This window comes from Anabaena sp. CCY 0017 (assembly GCF_963920885.1).
In the GTDB taxonomy this organism is placed as follows: Bacteria; Cyanobacteriota; Cyanobacteriia; order Cyanobacteriales; family Nostocaceae; genus Nodularia.
This window is the reverse complement of record NZ_CAWUDG010000017.1, coordinates 1-12,753: the sequence shown is the minus strand read 5'-3', so window position 1 is coordinate 12,753 and position 12,753 is coordinate 1. Positions and strand designations below refer to the sequence as shown.

Sequence of the window (12,753 nt, the reverse complement as noted above, 5' to 3'; positions counted from 1 at the left end):
AGAAAGTCAGAATTAACTCAAAAACAGCAAAAAGTAGATCCAATCATTTATTAAACCGATTGGTGTTATTTTTCAGTTTAAATTTGCAACTAATCTAATAGTATCATTTTGCCCTCAACTGAGTCAGATAACTCTGGGGACTAGGGACGGGGTAATATGGGCGGGTTTATTCATATCCTCGCTGATGTTGAATCATATCTGTTAACCCGCCCCTACTGGCCTTTGTCTTCCCATTCCGCAGTCAGGCGGCGAAAATTAAAATCCCTCGCGCTGGGATGACAACTCACACAACTGCTGAGTTCAACAGGACGGGGTAAATCGACTTGGGGATGCAAAGCCTTAAAATAACGTGAAGAATTAACGCGATAGGGTGTGGCTTCGTCTTGTCGCTGTATACGAGAAAAATTAGAAAGATACCTCCAAACGAGTATTCGGGGCGGGTCGATTAAAGGTGTAAGTTGTGCGCCGTAGTGCTGTGAGTCTTGTAAAAGATTTCTCCAGGTTTGGGAAGGTAAAACTTCTGGGGGGATAGCTATGTGACAGGTGGAGCAGTTATCTAGATATAGCTGTTTCCCTAACTGATACTGTGCAGGTATTACGTCAACTGTACCAATTTCTGATGTGGGAGTAGCACTGTGAGCGCTAGTGGCCAGGGAAAGCAGCCAGCCCATAGCCAGACTCCAGGCTAAAATTACCACAATTAAGCCCAAGGGACGGCGTTTGAGTTGACGTTTTCGGAATTTACGTTTAACAAGATTTGACATTCCTCACATTCCCCAAATACTTAGATGTGGCACTTTTAACCAATCATAGATTATACAGACCTAATATATTAATCAAGCATATTTAGTTTTAACTAGAAAATTCAGTCACAATATCTCGAATTTCATTGACACCAATATCTTCTCGGTCAGACTTGGAATAAATTGTTAGTAGCAAAATACTTGTAGGTGATTCAACTTGATAAATTAAGCGGTATCCAGCACTTTTACCTTTTTGGATATTACTGTTGCGAACTCTCGCCTTATATACAACATATTCCTTACCAAGACCGCCAATTCTATCTCCCAGAACACTACCTTGTTGTAATTGTTCAATAATCCCTTGTAAGTCAGAACGAATATTGCGAAATCTTTTGGAAAGGTCACGTAAGTTTTGTTTATATTCAGGAGTTAAATCGATTAATACCATTGGCTGTTCATTCGGCATCGATTCCCTCCCACATCTGGGATAATGGTAAGCGTTGTCCTGCTTTGGCTTGTTGTAAAGCTCTCTTCAAACTGGCTTTAATTTCTTCAACGGGTGTATCATCAGGGTCAACTGCTTCTATTTCTACCTGTTCTGGAACTAACACAATTACCCGCACCTGATGAGGATAAGTTGTTCCCTGAATCGGCTGATCTAGAACTAAATTGCCCTCAGCGTCAATCTTGCCAGTAACTTCGATAGCTTTCATGTTTTATCTACTTGTTTTGCAGAAGATCCTAACACGCCCAAATCTCAGCAGGACAAGGACATTAAGGAATCGGAACTGACCTTAATAATCGCTCAACTACAGTTCTAGGATTGCGTCCTCCCCTGGGAATGAGGCGATGACAGAGGACGTGAGGGACGAGAAATTTTACATCATCGGGAATAGCATAATCACGCCCTAACAGAAAAGCCAGCGCTTGGGTAGCTTTTTGTAATGCCACAGTACCACGGGGACTTACACCCAAGGTAATTTCTTCATCTTGTCTTGTGGCGCGGACTAATTCAAGAATGTATTGTTGCAGAGAAGTTTCTACTCTTACCTGTGAACAGACTTGACGCAATTCGGCTACTTCTGCCAAGGTTAGGCAAGGCTGCAAATCAGTAAAACTCTGACCTTGTTGCAGGTTTTGTAGCATTTCTAGTTCTTCTGTAGCCCCAGGATAACCCAAACTTAAGGACAACATGAACCGATCCATCTGGGCTTCTGGTAAGGGAAAAGTGCCTTGATATTCAATGGGGTTCTGGGTAGCGATGACAAAGAACGGCTGAGGAACTACACGAGATACACCATCAACTGTGACTTGATGCTCTTCCATTACTTCCAGTAAAGCCGACTGGGTGCGGGGTGTGGCGCGGTTGATTTCGTCGGCTAGGAGGATATTGGCAAAGACTGGCCCTGGGAGAAAGGTAAATTCGCCGCTTTTGGGGTTCCAAATATTCGTACCAGTAATGTCAGTTGGGAGTAAGTCGGGGGTACATTGTAGCCGTTGAAACCTGCCATCCAGTGAACGGGCTAGGGATTTAGCAAGGAGCGTTTTACCCACTCCAGGGACATCTTCTAGCAGTGCATGACCACCACCTAACAGGGCGACTAAGACTAAGCGGATGGCTTCGTTTTTGCCCACAATGGTACGAGCAAGATTTTTGGTGAGGGTGTCAATTTTTTCTCTCATGCACCACAGAATAAAAGGTTGGTAATTGGGCAAAGAATGGGAATGGAGAATAACACATCCTAGATTCTCCATTCCCTAATCTAGAGTATTCCCATTTAGTGATGAAAAATCAGCATTCAGCGCTCAAAAGTTCTCTAGCTAAAGTACAGTCAAGCTTAATTTGTGTTTTTAGGTCTTCTAGAGAAGGAAATTTCTGTTCGGGACGCAAAAATTCTACTAGCTGTACAGCCAATTGTTTGCCATATAAATCACTTGACCAATCGAACAGATGCACTTCCACTGATAAGTTACTACCATTGACTGTGGGACGGTTCCCGATGTTCATCACACCCAAGTTCTGATATGCAGTAGTTGCATCTGGTGTCTGATTCAAAATAGCAGCGCGGACAGCATAAACACCTTGGCGGGGGACAAATTTTTCCTTTGGTAATTGCAGGTTGGCGGTAGGAAAACCAATGGTTCGCCCCATTTGTTGCCCTGGGATCACAGTACCAATCAGGCTGTAAGGTCTTCCCAGTAGGAGGTTGGCGTTTTTAATGTCACCACTTTCTAAGTAGTGACGGATCAGTGAAGTGCTAATGGGAGCCTCCTGGGTGGGAGCTTTGTCTGTATAAGTTTGTAAGGAAACGATGGTAACGGGGATGTGGTGTTTGGCGGCTAGTAATTGCAAGTCTTTGGCAGTACCACGTCGCTGTTTGCCAAAACAAAAATCTTGCCCAACACTAATTCGCCGACATTGGAGTTGTTTGACTAAAATCTGCTCGACAAACTCTTGGGGAGATAATGCAGATAATTCTTTGTCAAAGGGTAGCAGTACAAGTTGTTCTACTCCTAGCGATCGCAATTGTTGGACTTTTTCATCCAGTGGTGTTAATAAAGGCCTGGGTTGACCTGTAAAAAATTCCAATGGATGAGGATCAAAGGTGACAACTGTCGAGTATGTCTGTTCTGGTGGTGGAACGGGTGAGGCGGGAGAGTAGTTTGATAAGTTCTCCCCATTTCCTCGTCTTGGCTCATCCTTGATTGGGGACAAAATTGGTTGAATAACTCTGTGATGACCAAGATGTACTCCATCAAATTTGCCAAGGGCCACAGCAGTTGGCTTGAGCATCTGTTCCATTGAGGAAGTAACCCACATAGAACGTCCATTTTTAGACAAATTGAGCATCCGGATTCTGGGATTTTAGGTTTATTTAGCCATCAGCTACAAGCTACCTGACGTTCAGCCGCCTAGAGGACAAGCTTTGCCGCTATTAGCCAAAAATACCCTATAATATTTGACAAATAGGGTATTTTGTGATATCTACGCTAGTTGCTGAGTCCAGATCGCTCCACAAACAAGAGCTTCAGAAGTAAAAGAAAATTTAATTCCTTTAATCCTCACCTCTGCCCCTTTAGCCTACTTTTGTAAGTAGTAGACTCTAATGAGTGCATTTGGCTAGTGTCTAGCCGCTAGAGAAGGGGTTTACAAGGGTCTGTGTTTGGCTAAGAAACCCCATAGCTTATCCTCTATTAGGACGCTGTGTACTCGTAAGGTACGCGATCGCGCTAATAGCTCTTGATCACCAATCTAATCTAAAATCTGGAATTGCTTCGACTGCAACCTTCACGCAGAGAACTTGCTCACAGGAAAAGATTCTGATAAGGGCATGGAGGTGGGAACCTCAAGCACCATTCCTTCTCGTGCCATGATTGCACTGGGAAAGGCCTCCGATGCTTCTTTGCCTACACGATCCAAAAAATCATCGTTGTGGGCAGGATCATGGTGGTAAATCAGCAGATTTTTGACATTAGCGGCTTTGGCTACTTTCACCGCTTCTTGCCAAGTAGAATGTCCCCAGCCAATTTTCGGTGATTTTGGTGAATGGTATTCCTCATCGGTATAAGTGGAATCATAAATTAAGATGTCCGCATCCCGTGATAGCCACAGGACATTTTCATCCAGCTTGTTAGGATAATGTTCAGTGTCAGTTAAGTAAACAGCCGCACCACCACGCCAGTTAACTCTGTATCCCACCGACTCGCCGGGATGATTAAGCGGTGCTGTTTCTACGGTAATATCGTTGATATGTAATGGTTGTCCTGGTTTAACGTCGTGGAATTCCAGATTTGCCTGCATGATTTGTAAGGGTACAGGAAAATTTGGGTGCAGCATCTGGTCATTGAGACGCTGTTCTATTGTGGAACCATCAGGAGCGATCGCGCCATAAATATGAAATTTATTTCCTTCGACAAACCCAGGGACAAAAAACGGAAATCCTTGAATATGATCCCAGTGGGAGTGGGTGAAAAAGATATGACCTTCTGTCGGCATTTTGGACAATAAAGATTGCCCTAAAACGTGTATTCCTGTCCCACAATCAAAAATTAAGCGTCTACCGCCAACTTGCATCTCGACGCAAGGGGTATTACCACCATAACGAACAGTGTGTAGACCTGGACTAGGGATGCTCCCGCGAACGCCCCAAAATTTTACGGTAAATTGGTTCTCTATCCTGGACATGAGTGTTGGTTGCTGGATTGAGCGGGCGATCAATAATACAAATGTTACTGGTTTTATTCAGTTTATGAAGACAGCATAAACTTGCTGGTATGTGTAAAACTCAGTGTCTTTAGACCTGAGAGGGAAACGACTCAAGCGGTTATAACCGCCGCGATCATATTGCTTGTGTAAACCTTGACTATATATTACAAAGCAGTCACCCCAGTGTTTATTTTTGTGTATGTATCTTTAATATCAAGACTGTTCCTACTTTATAGCTTAAATTTTGCTGTAATGCATTTAACTATGTTCGCCAATTTACTTATAGTATAGCAACCGCCTTGGCGCTTAAGACATTTTTGAGAGCTTAAAGCTTTGCAGCAACAGGGTTTACATTCAACACATGGATATCATCTACAAGCCCAAAATTATTTGGTGAGTTTAGAGAATAGACAATGGGTAAGCAGTTTTTTTGCTGTGACAACTTTTAGGTTATGGTCGCGCAATTGGTGTAATCCCATACTCTAAGTCACACCAAAAATTCACGGAAACTGGAATTCCCACTTAGACAAGCTATCTAGTCCTGTGGCATAAGTAAGATTATATTGTAATGGAGTAATGCTGATGTAGTTGTTGCGGACTATATCCACATCAATCGGTACGTTGTCAGATAAATTTAAACCTGACGGTGGTTCCACCTCTTCGAGAACTTCTCCGGTTAACCAGTAGTAGACTCTACCACGAGGATCAACTCGCTTATCAAAAACATCAACGTAGCGCCGTACTCCTTGACGGGTAAAAGTCACTCCGTTAATTTGTTCCCAATTAACAGCCGGAACGTTGACATTCAGCAACATTAATTCTGGTAGGGGTTGTAGCGCTAGTTTTTCCACTAGAATTCGGGCAAACTTAGCCGCAGGTAGAAAGTCTTTGGATGTGTGGCTGTTCAGACTGAAGGCTATGCTGGGGATGCCTTCGATTATACCTTCCATAGCCGCCGAAACAGTACCGGAATAGAGGATTTCCGTTCCCAAATTTGCGCCTTGATTAATGCCAGATAGCACCAAATCAGGGGGAGAATCGAGCAAAGCCCACAATGCCAATTTTACGCAGTCTGAGGGAGTCCCATCACAAGCCCAAGCATTGATAGCAGGATGAAAAACTGATTCGATCACTTCAGCGCGAATGGGTTGGTGCATGGTGAGTCCATGTCCAGTTGCTGAACGTTCCCGATCAGGGCAAACTACAGTGACATCATGACCTGCTTCTGCCAAACAGTCAGCTAGGGTACGAATACCCAAGGCTGAAACTCCGTCATCATTACTAATGAGTAATTTCATGGATCAATCGTTATTTCTTGTTGGTCATGAGTTATTTGTGATTTTTTGTGAGTAATTTGTCAATATTGCATATCTCCAGTATGAGCTAAAAAAGCACTCTCACACACCAAATTACCTGAAAACTAGTAAATAGAGGTTGAGTTTTGACCAGTCCAAAGTCGTAGACTAATAAGCAATGACTCATGACCAATGACTAACAAATAATGACTACCAATTTAGAGGCTCAACTTTTAGCACTGCGGCAAGAAGGAGAACAAGCGATCGCAGCCGCAGATACCCTAGAACGTCTAGAAGAACTCAGAATTAGCTATTTGGGTAAAAAAGGGCAACTGGGGGCGTTACTGCGAAGTATGGGGCAAATGAGTGCAGAGGAAAGACCAAAAATTGGTGCGATCGCCAATACAGTCAAAGAGTCCATACAAAATAGTCTAGACCAACAACGCACCGCTTTAGAATCTGCCAAAATTCAAGCACAGCTAGAGGCGGAAACTTTGGATGTGACTATGCCGGGAATTTACAGCCCCCAAGGTCGGATTCATCCACTCAATGGTATTATTGACCGGGCGCTGGATATTTTTGTGGGCATGGGCTACACGGTAGCTGAAGGGCCGGAGATGGAAACAGATTATTATAATTTTGAAGCATTAAATACCCCACCTGATCACCCCGCTCGTGATATGCAGGATACCTTCTATCTCCCAGATGGGAATCTTCTCCGGACTCATACCTCATCTGTACAAATTCGTTACATGGAAAAAGAGGAACCACCCATCCGGGTTGTAGCCCCAGGGCGAGTTTATCGGCGAGATAATGTTGATGCTACTCACTCGGCTGTTTTCCATCAAATAGAACTTTTAGCGATCGATGAAGGTTTGACTTTTACAGACCTCAAAGGTACTGTCAAGCTGTTTTTGCAAGCCATATTTGGTGATTTACCCATTCGTTTCCGTGCTAGTTATTTCCCCTTTACAGAACCTTCTGCTGAAGTAGATTTACAGTGGAATGGGCGCTGGTTAGAAGTAATGGGTTGCGGAATGGTTGATCCCAATGTCATGAAGTCTGTAGGTTATGACCCAGAAGTTTACACTGGGTTTGCTGCTGGTTTTGGTGTAGAACGTTTTGCAATGGTGTTACACCAAATCGATGATATCCGCCGCTTGTACGCTAGCGATTTAAGATTTTTGCAACAGTTTTAATAACTGTTAATAGATATCTCCGTTAAAAAACCAGTGGGAACATTTAATCTCACTACAAAGTCAATGAGAACTCAAATGCTGTCGGGGTTAAATGAAAAATAACTACGGACTCTGAAACCTTGCCGGAGAATTCTACTTCTTTCGTAATGACAAATTTTAAAGGTCACCCGAAAAAGACTTTAGGTGACCTTTTCTTCTATCAGAGATATAAAAAACAATAGGATAATACACCCCTTAGCAAATGGAGTACGATGTTACAAGCGCAGGAAATATTAGTAGAACGGTATCAACTTCAAAGAGTGCTGGGTAAGAGTGGGATTCGTCAAACCTGGTTAGCACGGGATTTGATAGATCAAGAGCAAGTAGTTGTTAAACTGCTGATGGCTAGCGACCAATTACAGAGGGAGAATTTGCGCCTTTTTGAGCGCGAAGCGAAAGTTTTACGACAATTAGATCATCCTTGCATTCCTCAATACTGTGATGATTTTGTTCTTGAGCGCGAAATTACATATTTTACTTTAGTGCAAGAATATATAAATGCAAAATCCATCAAAGATTTGCTTGCTTCTGGAAAAACTTTTAGTGAAATTGAGGTCAGGCAAATAGCTCGAGATGTTTTAAAAATTCTAATTTATCTTCATAAACTCAGTCCCCCTGTTTTGCACCGCGATATCAAACCCAGCAACTTACTACTAGACTCTTCCAAAAATAAAAATCAAGTTTACTTAGTTGACTTTGGTGCTGTTCAAGACCGTGCAGCAGCAGAAGGTGCAACATTTACAGTCGTTGGTACTTATGGATATACCCCACTAGAGCAGTTTGGTGGACGGGCGACACCTGCATCTGATATCTATGCATTGGGAGCGACTTTGATAAATTTAGCCACAGGTATTCCACCAGCAGATTTGCCACAGTTTGATTCAAGGATGCAGTTTGCTCATCTTACAAAACTCAACCCAGGTTTTATGAGGTGGTTACAGCAAATGACCGAACCTAATCTAGAATTTCGCTTTGGCAGAGCAGCAGAGGCACTCAAAGCACTTGAAACAAACGAACTGGCAATAAATAATACAAACAAAGAGCTTCCCCACACTCCTGTATTTATACGTAAATCATTAGATAAATTAGAGATCGATATTCCCACGAATCAAAATATGATTGAATTATTCTTTGGAGGAAGTGCATTACTTCTATGGATACTTTTTATTCTCACGTCCGGTGGTACAGCTATTTGGTTAGGCTGGCTATTTTTTATATTTGGAGCTTCAATCATCGCTTGGTTGACATTACCTGGGTTCGTAGAAAATAATATTTGTTTCAATAATAAAAAATTTGAAATCAAGTGGAAATTATTTGGTGTGACTTTCATGAGAAAGCGTGGAAATGTATTAAAGATTGAGAAAATTAATATTTCTAAAACTGGGGGTATAGGTCGAAATAGAGTTTGTGAAATAATTTTATCTGTCGGTATTGATGAATATTCATTTGGTCGGTTAAAGAAAGGTTTAACAAAAGAAGAAAGCCAATATATTGCTTCGGAAATTAGGAATTGGTTAGGAATTCAAGGTTAACAATTAAATGGTAATAAAAAATGCTTGAACCTGGACAAGTAATCGATAGCCGCTATCAATTACAAAAAAAAATAGGGCAAAATAGTAGTCGTCAAACTTGGTTAGCACTATCATTAGTATCGTCCAAACAAGTAGTTTTAAAACTATTAACTTTAAATCTCCAAATTCAATGGCAAGAACATAAATTATTTGAAAGAGAAGCTCAAGTTTTAAAAACCCTCAACCATCCCTACATTCCCAAGTATCAAGATTATTTTATTGTTGACAATTTACCAGGCTCACAATTTCCTTGGTTTATTTTAGTACAAAGTTATATTTCTGGTATCTCTTTGCAAGAATTACTCAACCAAGGACAGCGATTTTCCGAATCGCAAGTCGAAAAAATTGCTATTGAAATATTAAGTATTTTAGTTTACTTGCATTCATTAGAACCATCTGTATTACATCGTGATATTAAACCGAGTAATTTAATTTTGGGAAACGATGAACGGGTTTATTTAGTGGATTTTGGTGCAGTACAAGATAAAGCAGTGGCAGAAGGTGCTACTTTTACTGTAGTAGGAACGTATGGTTATGTAGCAATGGAACAATTTGCTGGGCGTGCAGAACCAGCATCTGATTTATATGCACTAGGTGCAACATTAATTCATTTAATAACAGGAACTAGTCCTGCTGATTTACCACATCGCAATTCCCGAATCGAATTTGCCAATCTCGTTAGTATTGATTTGGGATTGATTAACTGGATTGGTAAACTGACTGAACCCAATATAGCAGATAGAATTAACACAGCAAGCGATGCAATTGCTGCTCTTGAGAATAAATATACTTTAAGTCCTGCTATTACTAAGCACAAACCAGCAGGTAGTAAAATCCAGCTTCAAAAAACAGCTAGCTATCTTAAAATTAAAATTCCGAGACGTGGAAGTAAAACATTACGTTTTGTATATTTAGCTAGCTTTCTTGTAGCTTTTTTACCACAAATTATAAATATTACAATCAATACTTATAATTTGTGGTATTTTCAATTTATTATTTCCTTATCGCTAATTTTGGGGATTTTAGTTGTCTTATTATCATTTTTTGGGCATACAGAGTTATATTTTAATCGAGAGAATTTTGAAGTAAAATGGAAATTATTGGGACTTTCTTATTGGCGAAAAAGTGGTAAAACTAAGTTTATTCAAGAGATTCATCAAGATCATAAAATAGCAGCTTCAGCACCTATAGGTGTAACTATTGAATTAATGAAAAATAAAAGAATTACTACTACTCCTTTAGCAACCGTAGAACGTCATTGGTTGATAAATGAAATAAAAGATTGGTTAAAATCTTAGAGGATGTTTTAAAAGTTTTGGGCGAATATAATATGGCTACGCTTCGCGTTAGCGATACGCTACTACACAAGCAAAGTCCGCAAAGGTGGGCTAACACAAAATTAAAGTTTTTAACCCAGGTCGCTGGGTTTTGTCTGTGTAGCCGCGACTTACAGTCGCCAAGGCGAGTAATAAATTAGACTTTTCAAACACCCTCTTAACTTTAATAGGACTTACGCACTGTACAAATTCATCATGGTATGCAGTTACCAAAATAGCCAATTTCCGGCTTTGAAAAATGATTATGTTGATAGTAAATATACCCGTGTTGTAGGGGTTTAGCATTGCTAAACCCCTACGCAATATGTGTTTTTTAGTGTTACACATATTTGGTATTTATTGTCAATGCGTAAGCCCTATTTAATATAGAACCATACATTTTTATACTTGTTATTTATACAATTTTGTTATGTTTATTTAACTCATTTACTTGTCGAGTTGATACTGTGTATTAAACTTCTAATTATAATTCGATAAAAGCATCCTTTTTGAGACGTTAACAGAAGTATACTTTCCGCTCTGTCAGCCAGTTGGCTAGTTGGAATGAGCAAAATTATCTATCACATAAAATCACATTTTTATAATTATTAAATATTACAGCAGGTTGCAGGTATATGAGGTACAAAAGCAATAGTGAAACTCTTGTGGTGTGGGCATCTTGCCCTCCCTTGTGTACCTCATCAAAATGAAATGTGCTGTAATTCTTTTCACCCTTCAAAAATAAGCGAACGTACAGTCATGAATGACTCTTCTGACAATTATCACAATGTCCACAACGCCAGTTGGCAGCTTCTTTGTCAAAACCAAAGGCATTTAATAAAAATTGCCAACGACATTTTTTAGTATGCAAATATTGCTGCATTTGTTTAGCAGCTTGTGATTGTGTCATCGGCTGGTTTTTCACCCCTGACTCAATCGTGTAATGAAAAGGGTCAACCCAATTTAATTGACCATTGCTATGGAGTAAAGCCAAAGCTGTAGAAGCATCCCTAAATTTACGGGTGACTGCATTCACTTCTCCCTGCTTGGGTAGTTTTTTCACCAATTGCTGCGCTGTACGTTGTTGCGATCGCATTTGTTCATCAAAGAAGTTTTGTCTTTGTTTATCCTCTGGATCTAACAATCCGGTAGGTTCACTAATTAAAGTTAATGCTTCTGCTGGTTTTCCATCTCGTCCAGCGCGACCAATTTCTTGCACATATTCAGATATTAGGTGTGGGGCTTGAAAGTGGATTACCCAACGTACATCTGATTTATTTATCCCCATCCCAAAAGCACAAGTACAGACTACAAAAGGAATCTTACCACTTAACCATTCAGCTTCTACAGCACGGCGTTCTTTTGCACCCAATCCTGCATGATAACTAGCGGTATTGTAACCCATCTCTGCTAACCATGCAGCTAAATTTTCGCTATCTTTTCTAGTCCGAACATAAATTAAACCTGATTGTTTGGGTCGATTTTGAATAAACTTTAATAATTGCTGTTTCCGACTGCGTGGTGTCCAAGCTATGCGAACAGTGGGATGTAAATTTGGGCGGTAAGGATTCAATCGAAAAATTTCTGGTTGTTGTAATTGTAAAACTGTTTCAATAGTTTTTTGGGCTGCGGGGTCAGCCGTAGCTGTAAAAGCAGCAATACTGATTTTTGTTCCCGGTGGTTTTGTTTTCAGTAATGCAGGTCTGACTGCGCCTAATCTCCGGTAAGCTGGGCGGAATGTATCTCCCCACTGTACTAAACAATGGGCTTCATCTAATATCAAAGCATTAATTTGTAAGTTGGGATTACACAATTTTTCCCAGACTGGCGCACTCAATAAAGTCTCTGGGGATAAATACAGTAATCTAAGTTGTTGTCTTTCTAAAGCTTGGAGTATGGAACGACGTTGGGATGAGGGCAATTCACTATGCAAAAGTGCTGCTTTTTGTTGACGTTCAACTAATTCCTGCACTTGGTTTTCCATTAGTGCTACTAAAGGCGAAACTACTAAAGTTAACCCTGTTTGTAGCAGTGCGGGAAGTTGAAAGCAAATTGATTTTCCGCCACCTGTAGGCATAATAATCAATGCGTCTTTTTTGTCCAATAAACTGCTGACGATTTCACCCTGTGGCGGACGAAAATCATCGTAACCCCAAATTTGTTTAAAAGTAGTGCGAACTGATTGCCAAGAGGTTTTTGCAGGGTAAATCATGAGTATTTCTATAGCTATCTTAATTGGTTGATAATATCAAGTCTTTTGGAATACTTGTAGCGGTTATCAGTTAAGTAAGATACAAGAACCCCACCCCCAACCCCCTCCCCGCAAGCGCTACCGTGTACACACAAGTCTTATCAAGTTGCCTAACAGCGTTTCGATCCCCCC

11 protein-coding genes are annotated in these 12,753 nt (G+C 40.7%); 3 read left to right on the top strand and 8 right to left on the bottom strand.

Annotated features, from left to right (window positions below):
• Positions 1 to 212: 212 nt before the first annotated feature.
• From ACM0OW_RS18435 to surE, 7 genes are all read right to left on the bottom strand, one after another.
• Positions 213 to 764 carry a diheme cytochrome c gene (locus ACM0OW_RS18435; protein WP_414551606.1) on the bottom strand — a complete coding sequence of 184 codons (552 nt, stop codon included), beginning with the start codon at positions 762 to 764 and terminating at the stop codon, positions 213 to 215.
• An 88-nt stretch (positions 765 to 852) separates the two neighbouring features.
• Complete coding sequence (locus ACM0OW_RS18430) at positions 853 to 1,209, bottom strand: type II toxin-antitoxin system RelE/ParE family toxin (RefSeq protein WP_414551605.1); 357 nt, start codon at positions 1,207 to 1,209, stop codon at positions 853 to 855.
• The gene (locus tag ACM0OW_RS18425; protein WP_006196813.1) at positions 1,199 to 1,456 is read right to left on the bottom strand and encodes a hypothetical protein; all 258 of its coding nucleotides are present in this window, start codon (positions 1,454 to 1,456) and stop codon (positions 1,199 to 1,201) included. Before ACM0OW_RS18425 ends, ACM0OW_RS18430 begins: the two co-directional genes overlap by 11 nt.
• Before the next feature lie 61 nt (positions 1,457 to 1,517).
• Positions 1,518 to 2,426, bottom strand: coding sequence for an AAA family ATPase (locus tag ACM0OW_RS18420; protein ID WP_414551604.1), 909 nt, complete (start codon positions 2,424 to 2,426; stop codon positions 1,518 to 1,520).
• A gap of 109 nt (positions 2,427 to 2,535) precedes the next feature.
• A complete protein-coding gene (locus ACM0OW_RS18415; protein WP_414551603.1) occupies positions 2,536 to 3,594 on the bottom strand; it encodes a bifunctional riboflavin kinase/FAD synthetase in 1,059 nt (352 codons plus the stop codon).
• Positions 3,595 to 4,032: 438 nt separating this feature from the next.
• Positions 4,033 to 4,929: an MBL fold metallo-hydrolase gene (locus tag ACM0OW_RS18410; RefSeq protein ID WP_414551602.1), complete on the bottom strand. Its 897-nt coding sequence runs from the start codon at positions 4,927 to 4,929 to the stop codon at positions 4,033 to 4,035.
• A gap of 521 nt (positions 4,930 to 5,450) precedes the next feature.
• Complete coding sequence (gene surE, locus ACM0OW_RS18405; protein ID WP_414551601.1) at positions 5,451 to 6,248, bottom strand: 5'/3'-nucleotidase SurE; 798 nt, start codon at positions 6,246 to 6,248, stop codon at positions 5,451 to 5,453.
• 203 nt (positions 6,249 to 6,451) lie between these two features.
• Here surE and pheS point away from each other — a divergent pair, with 203 nt between their 5' ends.
• The 3 genes from pheS to ACM0OW_RS18390 all read left to right on the top strand — a co-directional run bounded on the left by pheS (position 6,452) and on the right by ACM0OW_RS18390 (position 10,352).
• A complete protein-coding gene (pheS, locus tag ACM0OW_RS18400) occupies positions 6,452 to 7,444 on the top strand; it encodes a phenylalanine--tRNA ligase subunit alpha (RefSeq protein WP_414551600.1) in 993 nt (330 codons plus the stop codon).
• Between the two features lie 251 nt (positions 7,445 to 7,695).
• A complete protein-coding gene (locus ACM0OW_RS18395; RefSeq protein ID WP_414551599.1) occupies positions 7,696 to 9,015 on the top strand; it encodes a serine/threonine protein kinase in 1,320 nt (439 codons plus the stop codon).
• Positions 9,016 to 9,035: 20 nt separating this feature from the next.
• Positions 9,036 to 10,352: a serine/threonine protein kinase gene (locus tag ACM0OW_RS18390; protein WP_414551598.1), complete on the top strand. Its 1,317-nt coding sequence runs from the start codon at positions 9,036 to 9,038 to the stop codon at positions 10,350 to 10,352.
• A 775-nt stretch (positions 10,353 to 11,127) separates the two neighbouring features.
• Here ACM0OW_RS18390 and ACM0OW_RS18385 read toward each other — a convergent pair.
• Positions 11,128 to 12,582 (bottom strand): RecQ family ATP-dependent DNA helicase, encoded by a 1,455-nt coding sequence (locus ACM0OW_RS18385; RefSeq protein ID WP_414551597.1) that lies wholly within the window; start codon positions 12,580 to 12,582, stop codon positions 11,128 to 11,130.
• Positions 12,583 to 12,753: the final 171 nt, after the last annotated feature.